General features: G+C 64.8%; 22 protein-coding genes. 12 read left to right on the top strand and 10 right to left on the bottom strand.

Annotated elements, in window-relative coordinates; genetic code table 11:
* Position 1: 1 nt before the first annotated feature.
* The 3 genes from coaE to SH584_RS07605 are packed head-to-tail and all read right to left on the bottom strand — an operon-like array spanning position 2 to position 1979.
* Complete coding sequence (coaE, locus tag SH584_RS07615) at positions 2-595, bottom strand: dephospho-CoA kinase (protein WP_324806024.1); 594 nt, start codon at positions 593-595, stop codon at positions 2-4.
* Complete coding sequence (locus SH584_RS07610; protein WP_324806022.1) at positions 592-1407, bottom strand: shikimate dehydrogenase family protein; 816 nt, start codon at positions 1405-1407, stop codon at positions 592-594. The genes coaE and SH584_RS07610 overlap by 4 nt, the downstream gene beginning before the upstream one ends.
* Entirely contained in the window at positions 1404-1979 is a 576-nt protein-coding gene (locus SH584_RS07605; protein ID WP_324806020.1) for a Maf family protein, read from the bottom strand. Before SH584_RS07605 ends, SH584_RS07610 begins: the two co-directional genes overlap by 4 nt.
* A 295-nt stretch (positions 1980-2274) precedes the next feature.
* Between SH584_RS07605 and hemE the strand changes: the two genes are divergently transcribed.
* The 9 genes from hemE to SH584_RS07560 all read left to right on the top strand — a co-directional run bounded on the left by hemE (position 2275) and on the right by SH584_RS07560 (position 11437).
* Positions 2275-3327 (top strand): uroporphyrinogen decarboxylase, encoded by a 1053-nt coding sequence (hemE, locus tag SH584_RS07600; protein WP_324809527.1) that lies wholly within the window; start codon positions 2275-2277, stop codon positions 3325-3327.
* A gap of 4 nt (positions 3328-3331) precedes the next feature.
* Positions 3332-3787, top strand: a complete 456-nt coding sequence (locus SH584_RS07595) for a CopD family protein (protein WP_322841795.1) — start codon at positions 3332-3334, stop codon at positions 3785-3787.
* A 168-nt stretch (positions 3788-3955) separates the two neighbouring features.
* Positions 3956-5212, top strand: a complete 1257-nt coding sequence (gene rho / locus SH584_RS07590) for a transcription termination factor Rho (RefSeq protein WP_322841796.1) — start codon at positions 3956-3958, stop codon at positions 5210-5212.
* 88 nt (positions 5213-5300) lie between these two features.
* Positions 5301-6026, top strand: a complete 726-nt coding sequence (locus tag SH584_RS07585) for a YjbE family putative metal transport protein (protein ID WP_322841797.1) — start codon at positions 5301-5303, stop codon at positions 6024-6026.
* Complete coding sequence (gene mnmE, locus SH584_RS07580) at positions 6026-7306, top strand: tRNA uridine-5-carboxymethylaminomethyl(34) synthesis GTPase MnmE (RefSeq protein WP_324809525.1); 1281 nt, start codon at positions 6026-6028, stop codon at positions 7304-7306. Before SH584_RS07585 ends, mnmE begins: the two co-directional genes overlap by 1 nt.
* A 66-nt stretch (positions 7307-7372) precedes the next feature.
* On the top strand, positions 7373-9181 hold the full coding sequence (gene mnmG / locus SH584_RS07575; RefSeq protein WP_324806016.1) for a tRNA uridine-5-carboxymethylaminomethyl(34) synthesis enzyme MnmG: 1809 nt from the start codon (positions 7373-7375) through the stop codon (positions 9179-9181).
* A complete protein-coding gene (rsmG, locus tag SH584_RS07570; RefSeq protein ID WP_324806014.1) occupies positions 9178-9786 on the top strand; it encodes a 16S rRNA (guanine(527)-N(7))-methyltransferase RsmG in 609 nt (202 codons plus the stop codon). The genes mnmG and rsmG overlap by 4 nt, the downstream gene beginning before the upstream one ends.
* Positions 9783-10568, top strand: coding sequence for a ParA family protein (locus tag SH584_RS07565; RefSeq protein ID WP_322841800.1), 786 nt, complete (start codon positions 9783-9785; stop codon positions 10566-10568). Before rsmG ends, SH584_RS07565 begins: the two co-directional genes overlap by 4 nt.
* On the top strand, positions 10565-11437 hold the full coding sequence (locus tag SH584_RS07560) for a ParB/RepB/Spo0J family partition protein (RefSeq protein WP_324806012.1): 873 nt from the start codon (positions 10565-10567) through the stop codon (positions 11435-11437). The genes SH584_RS07565 and SH584_RS07560 overlap by 4 nt, the downstream gene beginning before the upstream one ends.
* Here the strand turns inward: SH584_RS07560 and holA are convergent.
* From holA to SH584_RS07540, 4 genes are read right to left on the bottom strand one after another with little or no spacing between them, the layout of a single operon-like run.
* Positions 11434-12453 (bottom strand): DNA polymerase III subunit delta, encoded by a 1020-nt coding sequence (holA, locus tag SH584_RS07555; RefSeq protein ID WP_324806010.1) that lies wholly within the window; start codon positions 12451-12453, stop codon positions 11434-11436. The genes SH584_RS07560 and holA overlap by 4 nt on opposite strands.
* Positions 12450-12950 carry an LPS assembly lipoprotein LptE gene (gene lptE, locus SH584_RS07550; protein WP_324806008.1) on the bottom strand — a complete coding sequence of 167 codons (501 nt, stop codon included), beginning with the start codon at positions 12948-12950 and terminating at the stop codon, positions 12450-12452. The genes holA and lptE overlap by 4 nt, the downstream gene beginning before the upstream one ends.
* Positions 12947-15472 carry a leucine--tRNA ligase gene (gene leuS, locus SH584_RS07545; protein WP_324806006.1) on the bottom strand — a complete coding sequence of 842 codons (2526 nt, stop codon included), beginning with the start codon at positions 15470-15472 and terminating at the stop codon, positions 12947-12949. Before leuS ends, lptE begins: the two co-directional genes overlap by 4 nt.
* Positions 15473-15488: 16 nt before the next feature.
* On the bottom strand, positions 15489-15932 hold the full coding sequence (locus tag SH584_RS07540; protein ID WP_322841805.1) for a DUF3576 domain-containing protein: 444 nt from the start codon (positions 15930-15932) through the stop codon (positions 15489-15491).
* A gap of 212 nt (positions 15933-16144) precedes the next feature.
* Between SH584_RS07540 and SH584_RS07535 the strand changes: the two genes are divergently transcribed.
* A complete protein-coding gene (locus tag SH584_RS07535) occupies positions 16145-16840 on the top strand; it encodes a hypothetical protein (protein WP_324806004.1) in 696 nt (231 codons plus the stop codon).
* Here the strand turns inward: SH584_RS07535 and SH584_RS07530 are convergent.
* A complete protein-coding gene (locus SH584_RS07530) occupies positions 16830-17321 on the bottom strand; it encodes a thiamine phosphate synthase (RefSeq protein ID WP_324806002.1) in 492 nt (163 codons plus the stop codon). The two genes, SH584_RS07535 and SH584_RS07530, sit on opposite strands and share 11 nt — an antisense overlap.
* A 61-nt stretch (positions 17322-17382) precedes the next feature.
* Between SH584_RS07530 and SH584_RS07525 the strand changes: the two genes are divergently transcribed.
* The gene (locus SH584_RS07525; RefSeq protein ID WP_324806000.1) at positions 17383-18036 is read left to right on the top strand and encodes a YggS family pyridoxal phosphate-dependent enzyme; all 654 of its coding nucleotides are present in this window, start codon (positions 17383-17385) and stop codon (positions 18034-18036) included.
* Positions 18036-18698, top strand: a complete 663-nt coding sequence (locus SH584_RS07520) for an HAD family hydrolase (protein ID WP_324805998.1) — start codon at positions 18036-18038, stop codon at positions 18696-18698. The genes SH584_RS07525 and SH584_RS07520 overlap by 1 nt, the downstream gene beginning before the upstream one ends.
* On the opposite strand, the gene ribA is transcribed toward SH584_RS07520, so the two are convergent.
* Positions 18690-19709, bottom strand: a complete 1020-nt coding sequence (gene ribA / locus SH584_RS07515; protein WP_324805996.1) for a GTP cyclohydrolase II — start codon at positions 19707-19709, stop codon at positions 18690-18692. The genes SH584_RS07520 and ribA overlap by 9 nt on opposite strands.
* Complete coding sequence (locus SH584_RS07510) at positions 19706-20497, bottom strand: exodeoxyribonuclease III (RefSeq protein WP_324805994.1); 792 nt, start codon at positions 20495-20497, stop codon at positions 19706-19708. The genes ribA and SH584_RS07510 overlap by 4 nt, the downstream gene beginning before the upstream one ends.
* Between the last annotated feature and the right edge of the window lie 175 nt (positions 20498-20672).

The raw sequence follows: 20672 nt of genomic DNA, 5'->3' as shown, positions 1-20672 counted from the left end.
CTTAAACACCCGCACGCAGGCCGAGGCAAGCAAGGATCGTGTCGACCTGGGCTTTCGTCGCGTCGAGCGGACCCGACGTGTCGATCACGAAGTCGGCGCGCGCGCGCTTGTCGGCATCGGGCAGTTGGCGCGACAGGATTTGCTCAAACTTCTCCGCGGTCATGCCGGGCCGGCCGAGCACGCGTTCGCGCTGGACCTCGGGCGGCGCCGATACGACGATCACCTTGTCGAACGCAGCCTCGCCGCCGGTCTCGAACAATAGCGGAATGTCGAACAGCAGCGCCTTGGCATCGCCGTTGTTGACGATGAAGCGCGTGCGTTCATGATGGACTGCGGGATGGACGATCGCCTCCAGCGCCGACAATTCCGCGGGATCGCCGAGCACCGCCGCCGACAGCGCGTCGCGATCGACCTTGCCGTCGCGCGTCGTGCCCGGGAAGCGGCGTTCGATGGCGGGGACGAGCCGGCCGCCTTCGCCTTGGAGCATGCGCACCGTCGCATCGGCGTCGAAGACAGGGATGCCGGCATCGCGAAACATCGCGGCGACGGTCGATTTGCCCATGCCGATCGACCCGGTGAGCGCAAGCGTGATCATCGCCCCAGCTTTTGCCAGAGATCGACGTCGCGGTCACGCGGCGCGTCCACCCCGAACAGCAACCGGAAGCTGCGGTCGGCCTGCTCGACCAGCATGTCGAGCCCCGCGACGGTCCTCAATCCCCGCGCCCGCGCCGCCTGCAGCAGCGGCGTATCGTCGGGGTCGGTGACCATGTCGAACACCCATCCCTTGTCGGGAAGTCCGCCAAGCTCGCAATTAAGGCAGTCGCGACCGGGCATGCCGAGCGGGGTCGCGTTGATCAGTCCATCGCTTTCGATCGGCGCCGTCAGTGGCGCCGGCTCGACATCGAGCCCGAACTCGACGCTGAGCTTGCGCGCCGCGACCATGTCACGCGCCTGGATCCGCACCGCCGACACCCCGAGCAACTTCAGTGCGACCAGCGCCGCCCGCGCCGCGCCGCCATTGCCGAGGATCGTGACCGAGCCGAATGCGGCCCCACGCTTCGCCAGCCGCCCAAGCAGCATGCCGATGGCCCGGACATCGGTGTTCACCGCGGTCAGCCCGCCGTTTCGCCGGATCAACAGGTTGGCCGCGCCGGCCGCGAGCGCCTGATCGGTCGCTTCGTCCGCGAGATGCAGCGCGTCGAGCTTGAGCGGCATGGTGACGTTGGTCCCGCGCCAAGCGGGGTCGGCGCGTCGCTCGGCAAGATAGGCGGGCAGCGTCGCCCGATCGACCCGATATCGCCGATAGTCGGCGTCGATCCCGAGCACCTCGAGCCAGAAATTATGGATCAACGGCGAGCGGCTATGCTCGATCGGGTCGCCAATCACTTCGGCATAGGGGCGGGTCATGCGGCCACCAGTCCGCGCGCCCGAAGCGCGCCGAGCAGGGGGAGCAGGGGCATGCCGAGGATGGTGTAGAAGTCGCCATCGATGCGGTCGAACAGCGTCACGCCGCGACCCTCCATCCGGAAGACCCCGACACAATAGCCGACGTCGGGCCACTCGGCATCGAGATAGGAGGCGATGAACTCGTCGCTCAACGCGCGCACGACGAGGGTGGCAGTATCGACATGGCTCCAGTCGATGCGGCCGTCCTTCGCCAACGCCACCGCGCTCGACAGGCGCATCTTTCGTCCTGAGAAGCGGCGAAGGTGATCCGCGGCTTCGTCGCGATCACGCGGTTTCGAATAGCGGACGCCATCGACCTCGAGCACGCTGTCCGACCCGATGCTCCAGTCATCGCCGCGCCCCGACAACGCCTTTCCCTTGGCGAGCTGCAGCGCCAGGCTTGCGCCGTCGCCGTCGTGCGACTGCTTGGCCGCATCCTCGTCGAAATCGGGACTTTCCGGGCGATATTCGACCCCGGACTGGTCGAGCATCGATCGCCGGATGGCGCTGCTGCTGGCGAGAATGAGAGTCATGGGAGAAGCCTGTGGAAAAACCGGTGCGCATCCCTAGCGCAAGGCCGGGGATGACCCAACTGGCCCGATCGCTCCCCGCTGCGCGCGCAGTTTTGCGACTCTTGTCCACAGGGGATGAATCTTCTCCCCAGCCTGTGAATCATGGGAATGAGTTGGTGCGACTCGCCGGATTCCCCGACGTCGCGATTGAATCGCCGCTGTTGGCAAAGTCGGAAGCCGCGCTTAAACCCCGCTGCCAACGCCCCATCATCATCATCAGTCTAAGACTATAAGACTCTATATTAGGAGAAAGAGGCTGGCCCGCGTCCCGTCCGACCCGTCGCCGGGTGCCCCGTTTAAGCCCCTGCTCAGCGTTCTCCGCGGCGAGCGGCAGGATCCGCCTCCGATGTGGCTGATGCGCCAGGCTGGCCGCTACTTGCCCGAATATCGCGCGCTTCGGGCTGAGAAGGGCGGCTTCCTCGACATGGTCTACGATCCCGCCGCCGCGGCCGAGATCACCTTGCAGCCGCTCGCGCGCTTCCCGTTCGACGGCGCGATCCTGTTTTCCGACATCCTGATCGTTCCGCACGCGATGGGCATGGACCTGACCTTCGTTGCCGGCGAGGGCCCGCGGCTTTCGCCGACGATGGACAAGGCGCGCATCCGCGACCTGAAGCCTCACTTCGAGCAGTTCGACCCGATCTACGAGACGGTGCGGCGGGTGAAGGCCGCGCTTCCCGGCAACGTCACGCTGCTTGGCTTTGCCGGCAGCCCGTGGACCGTCGCCACCTACATGATTGCGGGTCAGGGCAGCCGCGAGCAGGCCGAGGCCCGCATGCTCGCCTACGCCGATCCGGCGAAGATGGGCGCGCTGCTCGACATCGTTGCATCGATCACGGTCGATTATCTGTCGGGTCAGATCGAGGCGGGGGTCGATGCGGTCCAGTTGTTCGACAGTTGGGCGGGAAGCCTGTCGCCGACGCAGTTCGAGCAACTCGTCATCGCGCGCACCGCGTGGATTGTCGACCAGCTGAAACAGCGCCACCCCGACACGCCGATCATCGGCTTCCCCAAGGGCGCGGGCGGCAAGCTTGCGGCCTATGCGCGTGAAACCGGGGTCGACGCGATCGGCATCGACGAGACGGTCGATCCGGCTTGGGCCCACCGCGAACTGCCGCCGGGGATGCCCGTTCAGGGCAACCTCGACCCGCTCGCGCTGATCGCGGGCGGGGACGCGCTGGAGGATGCCGTACAGCGCATCCTTGACGCCTTCGCCATGCGGCCCCACATCTTCAACCTCGGCCACGGGATCCAGCAGACGACGCCGATCGCGCACGTCGAACAGCTCGTTCGGCTGGTAAAGGGCTGAGGCGATGCTGAGCGAATATCAGGGATTTCTGGGAAGCGCCTACCTTTGGGTGAAGGCCGCGCACCTGACCTTTGCAATCTTCTGGATCGCGGGCCTGTTCATCGTTCCGCGCTATTACATCCATCACAGCCAGGCGGCGCCCGGATCGGCCGAGGACCGCGCCTGGATCGAGCGCGAGGACCGCGCCCGGACGATCATCCTGACGCCGGCGATGCTGATCGTGTGGACGCTGGGGCTGATGCTAGCGGTGCACCTCAATGCGTTTGGGCAGGTCTGGTTCTCGGCCAAGCTGGCTTTCGTGCTGCTCCTGACCGGCTACCAGGGCTGGATCGGCGCCTACGGCCGAAAGCTTGCCGCGGGGCATCGCGACCTCGAGGACAAACGCCTCCGGCTGATGAACGAGGTCCCGGGCATCCTGACCGCGATCATCGTCGTCCTGGTCATCGTCCGCCCCTTCTAATTCGGCGCCTTGCGATTGACTTGACCACCCCGCGCGACTTAAGCGCAGGGGCAAGACGGCTGCACCGGTCCAGTCCCATGTCGATCCGGTGAGCCACCAGTTCCGTCCCATGTCCGGCGTCCTGCCGCGCGTCATCTCCTGATCATTCGAATACTCGGAAAAAAATCCATGCATCTCAAGGACCTCAAGCAGAAAAGCCCCGCCGACCTCGTCGCGATGGCCGAGGAAATGGGCGTCGAAGGCGCATCGACCCTGCGCAAGCAGGACTTGATGTTCGGCATTCTGAAGGTCCGCGCCGAGAATGGCGCCGAGATCATGGGCATGGGGACGATCGAGGTCCTCAACGATGGTTTCGGCTTCCTGCGCAGCCCGGAAGCCAATTATCTCGCCGGCCCCGACGACATCTATGTCGCGCCGAACCTCGTCCGCCGCTTCGGGCTCCGCACCGGCGACACCGTCGAGGGTGAGATCCGCGCGCCCAAGGACGGCGAACGTTATTTCGCGCTGACCCGCGTCAGCCAGATCAATTTCGACGAGCCCGAAGCGGTTCGCCATCGCGTCAACTTCGACAACCTCACACCGCTCTATCCCGACAGCAAGCTGCGGCTCGACACGCTCGACCCGACCGTCAAGGACAAGAGCGCGCGCGTGATCGACATCGTCGCGCCGCTCGGCAAGGGCCAGCGCGCGCTGATCGTCGCGCCGCCGCGTACCGGCAAGACCGTGCTGCTGCAGAACATCGCCAAGGCGATCACCGACAACCACCCCGAGGTGTTCCTGATCGTCCTGCTGATCGACGAGCGGCCCGAGGAAGTCACCGACATGCAGCGTTCGGTCAACGGCGAGGTCGTTTCCTCGACCTTCGACGAACCCGCGCAGCGTCACGTCCAGGTCGCCGAAATGGTGATCGAAAAAGCCAAGCGCCTCGTCGAGCACAAGAAGGATGTCGTCATCCTGCTCGACTCGATCACGCGCCTCGGCCGCGCCTACAACACCGTCGTTCCGTCGTCGGGCAAGGTCCTGACCGGTGGTGTCGACGCCAACGCATTGCAGCGCCCCAAGCGCTTCTTCGGCGCCGCGCGCAATATCGAGGAGGGCGGATCGCTCTCGATCATCGCCACCGCGCTGATCGACACCGGGTCCAAGATGGACGAGGTCATCTTCGAAGAGTTCAAGGGCACGGGTAACAGCGAAATCGTGCTTGACCGCAAGGTCAGCGACAAGCGCATCTTCCCGTCGCTCGACGTCGGCAAGTCCGGCACCCGCAAGGAAGAGCTGCTGGTCGAGCAGGGCACGCTCAGCAAGATGTGGGTGCTTCGCCGCATCCTCATGCAGATGGGCACGATCGACGCGATGCAGTTCCTTCTCGACAAGATGAAGGACGCCAAGTCGAACGAGGATTTCTTCGCGTCGATGAACCAGTAAGGCGTTTCGGGGCAGCCCGCCCGATGGCGGGTCGGAACCTCTTCTTCCGTCGCGCTTTCGACGGAGACCGGATAACAGGGAATAGTCGATGATCGATTTCGTACTTGCCGCCGTCGCACAGGCACCGGCCGGTTTTGGCGGGCCCGCCGACATTTGGGCGTCGATCGTCAAGGACTTCTCGAACATCACCGAGCCGGCAGCCTTCTCGGCCTTCCTTCAGGTGCTGATGATCGATCTCGTCCTCGCGGGCGACAATGCCATCGTCGTCGGCGCGCTCGCGGCGGGCCTCCCTGCCGAACAGCGCCGCAAGGTCATCCTGATCGGCGTCATCGCCGCGCTCGTCCTTCGCATCGCCTTCGCGCTGATTGTCACTCAGTTGCTCCAGATCATCGGCCTCATCCTTGTCGGCGGCCTTCTTCTCCTCTGGGTAGCCTGGAAAATGTGGCGCGAGCTTCACCATGGCGGCGAGAGCGCAGGTTCGGCCGAGATCGAGGGCGACGAGCATAGCGGTCTTCGCCCCGCCAAGAGCTTTGCAGCGGCCGCCTGGGCCGTTGCGGTCGCGGATGTGTCCATGAGCCTCGACAACGTCTTGGCGGTCGCTGGCGCGGCTCGTGAGCACCCTGGCATCCTCATCGTCGGCCTGATCTTCGCGGTCGCGCTGATGGGCCTCGCGGCCAACGTCATCGCCAAGTATATCGAGCGCTATCGCTGGATCGCGTACATCGGCCTCGTCGTGATCCTCTACGTCGCGGTGAAGATGATCTATGACGGCTGGGTCGATCCGCAGGTCGGGCTGGGCCGCCTGTTCATGTGATGGTCGGGCAGTCGCCCGACACCATCGTCGCGCTGTCCAGCGGTCGTCCGCCGGCAGGCATCTCGGTCATTCGAAGCAGTGGGCCTCATGCCTTTGCCGCGGCGGAGCGGCTGATCGGTCGGCTTCCGCCCGCCCGACAGGCCGCTTTTTGCCGTCTCCGCGATCCGGAGGACCACTCCCTTCTCGATGAGGCCGTCGTTCTGCGCTTCGATGCGCCTGCTTCCTCGACCGGCGAAGATGTCGTTGAATATCAATGCCATGGCGGCCGTGCCACTATCGAGGCCATCCTATCGGTGTTGCGCTCGCAACCCGGCTTCCGCTTGGCAGAACCCGGTGAGTTTACGCGCCGGGCCCTGGCGAACGGTCGCATCGACCTGACCGAAGCCGAAGGTCTGGCCGACCTCCTTGCCGCCGAAACCGAATGGCAACGCCGGTCCGCAGTCGAGCGCGCGGGCGGCGGACTTCGCCGACGCCTCGATGAATGGCGCGAGCGTCTGCTGGTGTTGAGCGCTCGGGCCGAGGTCGCGATCGACTACGCCGACGAGGACGACGGCGCGGAAGACCTGACGTTGGGACAAGATGCAGCGCGCCTGGCCGCGGAGCTTCGCGAAGTACTTTCAGGCCCCCGCGTCGAGCCTTTGCGTGACGGCATCCGCGTGGTCATCGCTGGACCTCCCAACAGCGGGAAGTCGAGCCTGGTCAATGCGTTGTCGCAATCCGAAAAAGCGATTGTCACGCCGGTCGCCGGCACGACGCGCGACGTCATTGAGGTCCCGATCGCCATCGACGGCATTCCGTTCGTACTCATTGATACCGCAGGACTTCACGAAACAAGCGATCCTGTCGAAGCGATTGGGATTGAGCGGGCAGGGCAGCAAATGGCCGGCGCCGATATCGTTCTTTGGATGGGCCCGGCCCGCGAGCATCCTCCTGGGGCCGAACTGATATTGCCCAAAGCAGACCTTCATGAGTCGCTCCCTCCGCCCGGATTGCAGATCTCCGTCGTCACGGGGGAAGGACTCACGGACCTCGTCGCGCTGCTATCAACAAAGGCAATGGCCCTTCTCCCCGATGCAGACCAGCTTGCGATCAATGCGCGCCAGCGTGAATTGCTTTGCGAGTCTGCCGACGCGCTTCTACGGGCCGGCGGCCTTCACGACCCTGTGTTAATCAGCGAAGAACTTCGTCATGCGCGAAGTGCAGTCGACAGAATTTCGGGTCGAGCTGGCGTAGAAGACATGCTTGACCGCCTGTTTGGCCAATTCTGCCTCGGGAAATAGGCCGTAGGTTCCACGTGGAACACTCCTTGGTTTGAATGTCATGCGGGGCTGCGGTAAGTGCCGTGAATGTTCGATGTCATCGTGATCGGAGGCGGCCATGCGGGCGTGGAGGCGGCTTGCGCCGCCCGTCGGCGCGGTGCGCGAGTGGCGATCGTCACCCTCTCGGCCAGCGATTTGGGCCAAATGTCCTGCAACCCGTCGATCGGCGGGGTCGGTAAAGGTCATCTCGTCCGGGAAATCGACGCTCTCGGGGGTGTAATGGCGATTGCGGCCGACCGGGCCGCCATTCACCGCCGTATGCTCAACGCCAGCAAAGGATCCGCCGTTCGTGGCCCGCGTGTTCAAGCAGATCGCGATTATTTCCGGGCTGCCGTCCGTGACTTGGTCAACGAGTCAGGTGTCGAAGTCCTTGAGGGAGAAGTGTCGGAACTCCGCTTCGAGACTGGAGCCGTAAGCGGAGTAGAGCTTAGTGACGGGCGGTTCTTGTCCTGTCCGTCGGTCGTCTTGGCAACCGGAACGTTCTTGGGCGCTACCCTGTTTCGAGGGGAAGAACGTTGGACCGGTGGACGGTCAGGTGCGAAGCCAACGCAAGCGCGAATGGCCGATCAACTCCATGAATTGAGTGGCGGGGTCGGACGACTGAAGACGGGAACGCCCCCCAGGCTCGATGGTCGCTCAATTGATTGGTCGACGCTGACGCCGCAGCCGAGTGACCAGCAGGAATGGCAGATGTCGTTCTTCGAGAAGTCACGACCACTTCCCCAGCTCGCTTGCGCGATGACGAGGACCAACCTTCGAAGTCATGACGTCATCCGTGCTGGGCTTCCTCGTTCTCCCTTAATCGGTGGCGACATCGAAGGCAGGGGGCCGCGCTACTGTCCTTCGATCGAGGATAAAGTCGTGCGCTTCGGGGACCGTGACGGGCATCAGATCTTCCTAGAACCCGAGGGTCTGTCGACACATCTGATTTATCCTAATGGAATCTCGACCTCGCTTCCGGCAGACGTTCAACTCGCCATGCTACGAACGGTAGAGGGTTTGGAGCGGACGGAAATTGTGCAGCCGGGCTATGCCGTCGAATACTCTTATTGCGATCCGCGCCAACTCAGTCCGACCCTTGAGCATCGTGAGGTCACCGGCCTTTTCCTGGCTGGTCAGATAAACGGCACCACCGGGTACGAGGAGGCCGCCGCGCAAGGGCTGGTGGCAGGGGCCAACGCCGCCGCCGTGGCGATAGGCCTTGAAGCGTTGCGACCTCATCGCGCCGAAAGCTATGTAGGTGTCATGATTGACGATCTAACGATCCAAGGGGTGGCAGAGCCGTATCGCATGCTTACTGCACGGTCGGAATACCGCCTGCACCTCCGTGCCGACAATGCCGTGTCGCGGCTGGGAGGAACTGCAATTCGATTAGGGCTAATTGGCGGGGATAACGCAAAGAAGGCGGATGAGCATGTCGTGGCAAAGCGTTATGCGCAAAACGTCCTGCACTCTTGCTCGGTGACTGGACGGGAGCTCGGCATCGAGGACCCAGCAAGGCGCCCACTGGAGGAATGGGTTCGCCGCCCGCTCGCCGAGACAAGCGTCCGATCGCACCTGCCTGATGACGCTGCCACGTCGGAGGCAATCGACGACGCGCTTTATCAGCCATATCTGGATCGGCAGTCTAGCGACCTCGCCGCGCGGGAGCGAGATCGCGGAATGTCGATCCCGGCAACATTGTCCTTCTCAGACATTCCTGGACTATCTTCCGAAATGTGTGAGCGACTTACATCTGCTCGCCCCGCAAATCTCGATCAGGCGGGGCGTATTAACGGAATGACGCCGGCTGCCCTCTCGGCCCTTCATTTTGCTCTCATACGGGAAGCCGCGTGACGGACATCGCCCGATCAACAAATCTCGATGTTCCACGTGAAACACTTACAAAGCTACGGGCCTTCGAAGGCTTGCTTCGGTCGGAAGCAACAAAACAAAATTTGATAAGCGCATCGACGCTGGATGATCTCTGGGACCGCCACATTCTTGATAGTGCCCAGCTTGCCTCGATTCTTATTCCGGGCACGACCTGCGACATTGGCAGTGGGGCGGGGCTCCCCGGTATCGTCTTGGCGATCTTGGTCGACCAACCCATCACACTGATCGAGCCGCGGCCGCTTCGCGCGATGTTTCTTAAGCAAGTGGCGCTCGAACTTAATCTACCGAATGTGACTGTATCGACCGCGAAGGCTGAGCGTGTCCACGGTTCCTTCGACAATATCACGGCTCGCGCGGTTGCCTCGTTGGACAAGTTCTTTTCTCTGGCCAATCATCTGTCCCGCAAGAAGACTCGGTGGATCCTGCCTAAGGGGCGACAGGTGAAATCCGAACTGGATGAAGCCATGATAAGGTGGCAGGGTGAATTCACGCTGGTTCCCAGCGTGACAAGCGACGACGCGGCAATTGTCGTCGCCGAGCGAGTACGGCGGAGGGGAAGGCCATGATCCGGATAGCGGTCGCCAACCAAAAAGGCGGCGTGGGGAAGACCACCACGGCGATCAATCTCGCGACGGCGCTCGCAGCCATTGGATGGAAAGTCTTGCTGGTCGACCTGGATCCGCAAGGAAATGCGTCGACTGGTCTTGGCATCGGTCAGGCGGCAAGGACAAGCTCAAGCTATGACGTGCTGATCGGGGAGGCGTCGATTGCCGAGGCCGCAGTCGCCACGCCCGTACCGAGGCTCGATCTGCTGCCTGCAACGGTCGACCTCTCAGGCGCCGAGGTTGAAATGGTGTCGATGGAGGACCGGACGCACCGACTTTACCAGGCATTTGCCGAGGTGCCCGCAGGCCGCTGGGACGTGTGCCTCCTCGACTGCCCACCGTCGCTCGGACTGTTGACGGTGAACGCGCTCGTGGCCTCGCAGCATTTGCTGGTTCCGCTGCAGTGCGAGTTCTTTGCGCTCGAAGGGTTGAGCCAGCTGTTGCAGACGGTCGAGCGGATCCGCGTTGCTTTTAATCCCTCACTTTCGATTCTCGGTGTCGCACTCACGATGTTCGACCGTCGCAACAATTTGTCGCAGCAGGTGGCGGAGGACGTCCGCGCCTGCCTTGGCAACGTGGTGTTCTCCACCGTCATTCCCCGCAACGTCCGCCTGTCGGAAGCGCCGAGCCATGGACTTCCCGCGTTGATCTACGACCTGAAGTGTCCGGGCTCCGAAGCGTATATCAAGCTGGCGCGAGAGATCATGTCGCGACTTCCGTCGATCGCGGCGGTGGCGGCATGAAGAAGCCAGGCGGTCTTGGTCGCGGACTGAGTGCACTCATCGACGAATCATTCCGGCCGCCAGCCACGGGACAGGACCACGGCGCGATGGTCCGGGAAATCGAGATCGGCCGAATTCGTCCGAACGATACCCAGCCACGCAAGCGGTTCGACGATGCGGCGATCGAAGAGCTATCTTCATCGATCAAGGAGCGCGGGGTCCTTCAGCCGATCCTGATCCGCACCGCGTCTGACGGATATTCGATCATTGCCGGAGAGCGGCGCTGGCGCGCGGCGCAGAAGGCCGGGCTTCATACGATCCCCGCAATCGTTCGAACCTTCGACGACGGCGTTGCGGCCGAAGTCGCGCTCATCGAGAACATCCAACGCGAAGACCTCAACGCGATCGAGGAAGCCGAGGGTTATCGTCAGCTGATCAATAACTTCAATCATACGCAGGACGACCTGGGGAAGGTCGTCGGCAAATCTCGAAGCCACATCAGCAATTTGCTTCGATTGCTCGATCTTCCCAAGCCGGTGCGCGACATGCTCGTGACTGGCGACCTCAGCATGGGTCACGCCCGAGCAATTGCCTCCGCGCCGAATGCCGAAGAGATTGCGCGGCAAATCGTGGCAGAGGGCCTATCGGTGCGTCAGGCCGAAGCGCTCGTTCGCGACGCCAAGCCGGCCAAGGCCAAGGCGAAGACTGAGACCGGCGATCGCCGACCGGTCGATGCCGATCTCGCCGCCCTTGAGCGGCAGCTCGGAGATTTGCTCGGCCTGCGGGTGAAGGTGGCGCATGGGAAGGGCGGAGGGAATGTCGTCGTCCACTATAGCAGCCTCGATCAGCTAGATATGATCTGCCAGCGATTGAGCGGCGAACCGATCTAGCGCGGCCGCGCGACGCGGGCGAAGGATACGAGCGTTTCGCCGAGCGCGGAGTCTGATGGGACGCCGGCAAAAATAAGCTGCTTCTCCAGCTCAGCCACCCGCGACGCCGCCTCCGCGATCCGTTCGGCGGACCACGTCGACAAGAGTTTCTGGATCAGTGGTTTGTCTTTCCAAAACAAAGACTTACCCATTGCCGCCATGACGCCATCAACGCGCTCGCCATTCTCGATTTTTGCCCGCAGTGGGGCGAGCATGAGCAAGCGGCGTTGGAGGGCGCGGAGAGCGGGGATTGCCTCCGACCCGTGGCGGGGAAGACGGGTCAATTCCTCGACCAGTTCGTCCATTCGTCCGCCAAGGGCGAGGTCGCCGAGTCTCAGCATGTCACCCTCCGACGAGTCGGCGCCGACCGCGTCGATCGATTCGTGGCTGAGGTCCTTCGGGTTCGACCCGCTGGCGCCGACGAATAGGGCGAGCTTCTCCAGCTCCTGAGACGCGATCGCCTGATTGTTGTTCGCCGCGCCGGCGATGCGCTGGGCGACGTCCGGCGACAGGCGAAGGCCGAGGGCCGAACCCAGATCGATGACGACGCGCTCGACTTCGCGTCCCTCGGGCACATAGCTGATGTGCGCCAATGCGCGAGGGTGGCTCTCGGCGAGCTTGAGCAACGACGACGTCTTGCGCAGCGGCCCCGCCAGAGCGATCACCGCACTCTCGCTTGCGCCGCCATCGAGCAAGGCGCTCACCCCCTCGGTGATTTCGTCGCCGGCCGGCTCGATCCAGACCGCGCGCTTGCCGCCGAACAGCGACATCGCGCCGGCCTCGTCGGCGAGCGTTGCTGGGTCCGACTTGATCGATTGCCCCATCACGATGAAGCGCTCGGCATCCCCGATGCCCTTGAGCAGGCGCAGCGCATGGGCGCGCGAACCGGCCTCGTCGGGCCCGTAGAACAAGTAGAAGCGGATCGACGGATCGGGCCGGTCGAGCGCCACGTTGAGGCTGCCCTTCGCCGACTTCATCGACGCGGCGCTGCGGCTCCGCGGCTGACGAACAGCGCCAACCGGCCGACAATCTGATCGGCGACGACGACCGAAAGCCGTTCGAGCGCGCTCTGTTCGGCGGCGATGGTCGCATATTCGCTGCTGACGACGTCGATCCCGGCATCGGATCCCGCGGTCGCATCGAGGACGACTTGGCCGTCGGTAACGTCGACGAGGCGATAGCGCGCGCGCAACGTCCGTCGTTCGCGGGTGACCGCGCTGTCGCCGCGAATACCCAGGCTGGTGAGGTCGTCGTCGAGTTCGATCTCGAGCCGGTATGCGGGGTCGCGCGCTTCTCCGCCGAGGCGATCGACGACGGCGTTGCGGACCAGCCATCCCTGGCGCTCGGGGATCGGCGCGACCTGGATCGTCGACAGACTTCCCACCACCGCGCCGGAGGCGCCCCCGGCGTACATCGGTCGCAGCCCGCAGCCGGACAGGCCAATCAACAGGGCGAGGGCGGCGAGACGCATCATGCGACGATATTGACCAGTCGGTCGGGAACCACAATCACCTTGCGTGGGACGCCGCCGCCAAGCTGGGCCTGAACCTTGGCGAGGCTGAGCGCCTGTTCCTCGAGGCTCGCCTTGTCGAGGCCGCGGGCGACGGTAAGAGTATCGCGCAGCTTTCCGTTCACCTGCACCGCGATCGTGACTTCGTCGTCGACCAGCAGAGCGGGATCGTGCGTTGGCCACGGTGCGTCGGCGATCAGGCCGCTTTCGCCGCGCTCCGACCAAGCTTGCTCGGCAAGATGCGGGGCGCCAGGCGACACCAGGATCAGCAGCGCGCGAATGGCGGCATCGCGGTCAGGACCGGGCGCGGCCTTTTCGACCGCGCTGGTCAACTCGTACAGCGCCGCGACCGACTTGTTGAACTGCAGGCCCTCGATCGCCGCGCCGACCGCAGCAATCGCGCGGTGTAGCTTGCGGGTCAGTGACACGTCGGCGGCACCATCGGGCGTGCGTGGCGACATTGCGAGGCGCCACACCCGCTGGACGAAGCGCGCAGCGCCTTCGATCCCGCCGATCGACCATTCGAGGTCGCGTTCGGGCGGCGAATCCGACAGCATGAACCAGCGCACCGCGTCGGCACCGTAACGGTCGAGGATTGGCTCGGGATCGACCGTGTTGCGCTTCGACTTCGACATTTTCTCGACGCGGCCGGGCGTGACGCCGCCGCCGGTCGCGGTTTCTACCAGCGCGCCCTTCTCGCCGATCGTCAGTTCCGCCGGCGACAACCAGCGCCCGTCTTCGCTGCGATACGTTTCGTGCGTCACCATGCCTTGGGTGAAGAGCCCCTTGAACGGCTCCTTGACCGACAGTTTGCCGATCCGCTCAAGCGCGCGGGTCCAGAACCGGGCATAGAGCAGGTGCAGGATCGCATGCTCGACCCCGCCAATATATTGACCGACGGGAAGCCACGCCTCGGCCTCGGCGCGATCAAATGGCTTGTCCTTGGGCTGGCTGGCGAAGCGGATGAAGTACCAGCTGGAATCAACGAAGGTGTCGAGCGTGTCGGTCTCGCGCCGCGCCGGACTGCCGCACTTGGGGCAAGCGGCCTTGTTCCAGGTGGGATGGCGGTCGAGCGGGTTGCCGGGGATATCGAAGCTGACGTCCTCGGGAAGGACGATCGGCAACTGCTCGCGCGGCACGCCGACCGGGCCACATGTCTCGCAGTGGATAACCGGGATCGGTGTGCCCCAATAGCGCTGGCGGCTGACGCCCCAGTCACGCAGGCGGTATTGCGTTTTGCCTTGGCCCCAACCGGCCGTTTCAGCGCGGGAAATGACCTCCGCCGCAGCTTGCTGGGTCGTCATTCCGTCGAGGAAACGCGAATTGACCGCGATGCCGTGCGCGGTTTCGGCCTCGCCGACCGGGGCGCTGGCATCATCGATGCTGTCGCCGACGACGCGGCGGATCGGCAGGCGGTACTTGGTCGCGAACTCGAAATCGCGAACATCGTGTGCAGGAACGCCGAACAGCGCGCCGGTGCCGTAATCCATGAGCACGAAATTCGCGATCCACACCGGCAGGCGCAGGTCCGGATCGAGCGGGTGGACGACCTCAAGCCCCGTGTCGAAGCCCAGCTTCTCCGCGGTCTCGATCTCGGCGGCGCTGGTGCCGCCCGCGCGCGCCGTGGCGATGAACTCGGCGACTTTCGGATTGTCCGTGGCGAGCGCTTCGGCGATCGGGTGGCCCGGCGAAATGGCGACGAAGCTTGCCCCAAAGATCGTGTCGGGCCGCGTCGTGAAGACTTCGATATCGCACGCGCCGCCCGGGGCGGTGCCGACCAGGCGGAAGCAGAATTGCAGCCCCTTGCTCCGGCCGATCCAGTTTTCCTGCATCAGGCGGACCTTGTCGGGCCACTGGTCGAGCGTACCCAGTCCTTCGAGCAGCTCGTCGGCGAAGTCGGTGATGCGCAGGAACCACTGGCTCAGCTTGCGCCGCTCGACCGTCGCGCCTGACCGCCAGCCCTTGCCGTCGATGACCTGCTCATTCGCGAGGACGGTCATGTCGACCGGGTCCCAATTGACCTCGCTCTCCTTGCGGAAGACGAGGCCGGCCTCCATCAGGTCAAGGAACAGCGCCTGCTCATGGCCGTAATAATCGGGCTCACAGGTGGCGAGTTCGCGGCTCCAGTCGAGCGCGAAGCCGATCCGTTGGAGCTGCGCGCGCATTGCCGCGATATTCTCTCGGGTCCACGCGCCGGGATGGACGCCGCGCTCCATCGCCGCATTCTCGGCGGGCATTCCGAACGCGTCCCAGCCCATCGGGTGGAGCACTTCGAAGCCCTGCGCGCGGCGATAGCGGGCGAGGACGTCGCCCATGGTGTAGTTGCGGACGTGCCCCATGTGGATCCGTCCCGACGGGTACGGAAACATCTCGAGCACATAGGCCTTGGGCTTGGGACTGGCCGAATCGGCGCGGAAGGTCCCGGCGTCCGACCAGCGTTGCTGCCACGCGGCGTCGGCAACCGCCGGGTCGAAGCGGTCGGTCATGGCTGGATCTGGTGCCTCAGCCGCCGATGGTCGTGCGGCGAAGGTCGCGGGCACGCGTCAGGATGATGTCTTCCAGCTTCTGCACCGTGGCCGCGGCGACGGGCGCCTCGACCCATGCGCCGTTCTGGTTGACCTGGCGGCTGGCGGCGACGCGAAGCGCATCGGCACGCAGTTCTTGGTCGAGGATCGAGACGGTCAGCTTGACGCGCTCGCCCGGAGTGCGCGGGTTGGCGTACCAGTCGGTGACGATCACGCCGCCATTGGAATCGGCGGTGACGAGCGGGGCGAACGAAAGCGTGTCGACCGCGGCGCGCCACAGATAGCTGTTGACCCCGATCGAGGTCATCCGGGCGGGGGCCAGGCTGGTCGGGACGTCGCGATTGCGCGCGCATCCGCTCAGCGCGGCGGCGGCGACGCCGGCGGCGATCAGGGTGACGATGGTCGGGGTCGGTCTGGCCATGGAATCTCTCATGCGATAAGGGCGTCGTCGCTGGCGTTATAGATGCTGACCGCGTGACGGCAAGCAAGCATTCGACTGTCCCGCACCGGGCCGATTTGTGCCCAATGGGCAACAGAGTCGATTTGAATCGGCGGAGTCATGGAACAGTCAGGCTCGTCGAGCTATATCACTTGTGAATGGGAGTCGTTCACGTGTTGAACAGGGTGAAACCGATGGGGAAGGGAACGGCGTCGGCGCTGGCAGTGGCCGCGTTGATCATGACCCCTGCGCTCGGGATCGCCGCGGTCAACGGCAAGGTTCGCCCACCCGCCGTGTCAATCAGCTTCGACAAGATGTCCGCCTTTACGCCCGCTTCGGCCGACCCGCGCCTCGCCGCGATGTTCGCCGGTCGCGGTTTCGGCAATAACGACCTCAAGTTCACGCCCGCTGCGGCAAAGGGTCGCCCATCGCAGGTCCGCATCGCGGTCCGCTCGAGCGGCGCGGCCACCCCGGCTCGCCCGGTCGAAGTCGCGGTCGCGACCCCGGTTACCAATATCGCTCCGGCCAAGTACGACCTCGGCGTCGGTGTGGGCTGGAAGCGGTTCGCGGTCGCCGGCGATGTCAGCCGCTCGGCCAGCCCGGACCCGGTTATCGGCACTCGCGACACCGCGGTGGTCGGCGTTAGCTACAACCTCAAGAAATTCAGCGGCCGGGTCGCGGTCGCGGGTGAGCGCAACGAAAGTCGCCTGACCCCGCTCGCACGTCCCGACAGCGTCGCGGTCGACGTCGGCGGGTCGTACAGCATCAGCCGCAACATCGCCGTCAACGGCGGCGTCCGCTACAAGGTCGAGCGCGACCAGATCCCGGCGCTCGCCGACGATCGCCGCAACGACAAGGCGGTTTACGTGGGCACTGCGTTCAAGTTCTAAGCCAGGCGTCGATCCCGGCCCAGCCGTAGAAGACGTCGCCGTCCAGCTCGGCGAACCTGTCCCGATCCATTCCTCCCAGTGCAATCGCAAGCGTTGCCGAGCGTTTCGCCAGCTTGACGGCGCGCTCGAGGCCAATCCCCGCGACGCCCTCATGCGATCGCGTGGCAAAGATGGGCGAAACGAAGGCCAGTGCCGCGCCGCGCCGCGCGGCGTCGCCGGCTTCGCGCTCGTCATGAACCGGCAGGCTGAGGGGTAGACCTCCCGAATCGCTATGCGGTCGGTGAACAAGCGAAGCGCCGCAGTCACGTGCCAACGCGACATCTCCCGCCACTCCGAAAACGATCCCGCGCACGCGACACAGTTCGGCAATCGCCGCGCGCTCGGTCCTCGGCGCTTCGTCATGGCGAACGATGACGCCTGTCCCGTCGGGCAATTGCGCGATCACCGACGGCAGGGCCGCGCCGATCCTGGGATCGGTCATCAGCCATTCGCGTGGCCATGAGGGGTGGCTCGTCGTCACCGGCCTTTCTATAGCGCACCGCATGAGCGATGCCGCCACCCGATTGTCGACCGTCCGCGCGGAAATCGCGCGCGCCGCTACGCTGGCGCGTCGAAAACACGAGGACGTGTGCCTGATCGCGGTGTCGAAGCGGCGAAGCGCGGACGAGATCGAAGCGCTGATCGCTGCAGGGCAACGCGACTTTGGCGAAAGCCGGGTGCAGGAAGCCGCCGAGAAATGGCCTGCTCTACTCGATCGATTTCCGCACGTTCGCCTGCACATGATCGGCCGGCTGCAGTCGAACAAGGCGGTTGAGGCGGCGGCGCTGTTTGCCTCGATCCACTCGCTCGATCGACCGTCGCTGCTCGACGCGCTGGCGGAGGCGGCGGCCGAAGGACACCGTCCCGACTGCTTCGTCCAGGTCAACGTTGGCGAGGAAGAGCAGAAGGGTGGCGTGGCGCTCGACGCGGTGCCAGCCTTTCTCGATCAGGTGCGCGCGACCCCGATTGCACTCGCGGGCCTGATGGCCATTCCGCCCGCCGAGCATCAGCCGTCTCCCTATTTCGCCCTCCTCGCGAAGCTGGCGAAGCGTCATGACGTCACCGGCTTGTCGATGGGGATGAGCGCCGACTACGCCGTGGCGGTCACGCTGGGCGCCACGCATGTGCGCGTTGGCACGGCCTTGTTCGAGGACTGATGCGCTTCGCCGCGATCCTGTTCGACTTCGACGGCGTGCTCATCGAAAGCGAGTGGGCGGGCAACGAGCACGCCGCGCAATGGCTTACCGCCGCCGGCCATCCCGTGACGACGCGCCAGGCGCTCGACCATTTTACCGGGCTCTCGGGCCAAGATTTCGTCGACGCGATCGAATCGCTGATTGCCGCGCCGCTCCCGGCAGGCTTTCACGAGGCGCGATCCGAAATCGACGACCGCATGATTGCCGAAGGTATTGCCGAGGTAGAGGGCGCGGTGCGTTTCGTTCGGTCGCTCGATCCCGCGTTGCCTCGCGCCGTGGTGTCGTCGTCGCGCCTGCGCTGGATCAAGGCGCACCTCAATCACCTCGGCATCGCCGACGCCTTCGGTCCACATCTGTATAGCGGGCGCGAGCATGTCGAGCGCGGCAAGCCGGCGCCCGATCTCTATCTCCACGCGGCACGGCAGCTCGACGTGCCGATCGAGCAATGCGTGATCATCGAGGATTCGGCGGTGGGCGCCACCGGCGCGGTCGCTTCGGGCGCGACCGTGATCGGCTTCCTCGGCGCCGATCATATCGGGGAATGTCACGCCGACCGCCTTAAGGCCATCGGCGTTCACCACCTCGCCTCCACCTTCGACGAGGTCGCGCGCCTGCTAGCCTAAGTGGCCGCTGCGGTCGCGCTTGGCGGCGAGATAGTCGGCGTTGTGCGGGTTGGCAGGCATCGCGTGCGCGACCCGCTCGACCGCAATTCCTTCCTTGGCCAGCCCCGCCAACTTCGTGGGGTTGTTCGTGAGCAACCGTACCGAATCGACCCCGAGCGCGCGAAGCATCGCCGCCGCCATCCGGTAATCGCGAGCGTCGTCGGCGAAACCGAGCCGGCGATTGGCATCGACCGTGTCGAGCCCGCGATCCTGCAACGCGTAGGCGCGAAGCTTGTTGGTCAGTCCGATTCCGCGCCCCTCCTGGCGAAGGTAGAGTAGCACACCGCCGCCTTCCGCCCCGATGATCCGTAGCGCCTCCTTCAATTGCGGCCCGCAGTCGCATTTCAGACTGCCGAACACATCGCCAGTCAGGCATTCACTGTGGAGCCGCACCAGCGGCGGTTTCCCGCCGAATGCGCCGACGACCAGCGCGACATGCTCCTCGCCGCTGGCGGGATCGCGGAACGCCACCATCTGGCTGGAAGGAAGGCCGTCGAGCGGGAGTGTTGCGCGAGTGACGATCACCGCCCTAGGTGACGCCGCGATGTCGGCGGCCTCGACCCCGAGTGCCCCGGCGTCGGGATCGATAAGCCACAAGGCGGGCAGCAATCCCGCAAGCCGCGCGAGGTTGAGCGCCACTGCACCCTCCGCAGGGGGCGCTTTGACGATCAGCCCCGACGGCGCCCGGTCGAAGTCGCGCGACGGGTCGATCAAGGCACTCGCCTCACCATGATCGAGCCAGTTCGCCCGCTCGATCCGAACCGGGTGCGACGCTTCCGCTGCCTCGCGCATGTTGCCGAGGCCGAGCGCCGCCCCGCGCTCGCCGCTGATCAGCAGGTCGGCGCGCTGCTGCGGATCGGCAAGCGCGAGCATTGCCGCGCTTGCGGTTTCGGCGGACAGGATTCCGAGCGCGCCGACCTGAACCGGGCGCCCAAGCCGAAGCGCGGCGATGGCGCGGGCAAGGTCGCTCAAACGTCCAGCTCTAGGATCAGCGGGACATGGTCCGACGGGCGTTCCCAGCTTCGGCAGGGTTCGAGCACGCGATGCCCGGTGACCTGCGGCGCCAGCGACGGGCTGGCCCACATATGATCGAGCCGGCGGCCGCGATCGTTCGCGGTCCAGTCCTTCGACCGATAGCTCCACCAGGTGAAATTGCGTTGCGGCGCGGGGATGAAGTGACGGCCCAGATCGACCCAGTCGTGCGCTGCGCGCAGGCGTTCGAGCGTCTCGACCTCGACCGGCGTGTGGCTGACGACATCGAGCAGCGCCTTGTGATTCCACACGTCGCATTCCAGCGGCGCGATGTTGAAGTCGCCGACGATCAAAGTCGGCTCAGCCAACTTCTCGGACCAGCGGGTCATGCGCTCGATGAAATCCAGCTTTTGCCCGAACTTGGGGTTGACGCCGCGATCGGGGACGTCGCCGCCAGCGGGGATATAGACGTTCTCCAGCCGGATTCCGCATTCCAGCCGTGCACCGACGTGGCGCGCCTCGCCATTGTCCTGCCAGTCGTGGCGCCCGCTGTCGCCGAGCGGCAGGCGGCTGAGGATCGCGACGCCATGATGCATCTTTTGCCCGTTGAGCTCGTGATGGACGTAGCCGCGGTCGGTGAAGCTCTTGCCCGGGAAAACCATGTCCTGCGCCTTGGTTTCCTGCAGGCACAGGATGTCGGGCTGCTCTTCGTCGAGCAGCCGTTCGACGATGCCGAGGCGGGCGCGGACGGAATTGATGTTCCAGGAAGCGATCTTTAGCTTGGTCATGCGGAGGTCGGCTTAGCGGCTGCGCCACGGAGGCCGCAAGTAAAAGGCCCCCGCTCCGGGGGCATGGAGCGAGGGCCAACCAAGCGTTCGTCACGCAAGGCGATCGTCGCGTCGCGCGGGTAACAGGGGGAAACCCCGGTGGCGACGATCATGTTTGGCTTACGTCAGCGAAGCT

It is taken from the genome of Sphingomonas sp. LY29, assembly GCF_035593985.1.
In the GTDB taxonomy this organism is placed as follows: domain Bacteria; phylum Pseudomonadota; class Alphaproteobacteria; order Sphingomonadales; family Sphingomonadaceae; genus Sphingomicrobium.
The sequence above is the reverse complement of the archived record's forward strand: the minus strand, read 5'-3'. Positions and strand labels throughout refer to the sequence as shown.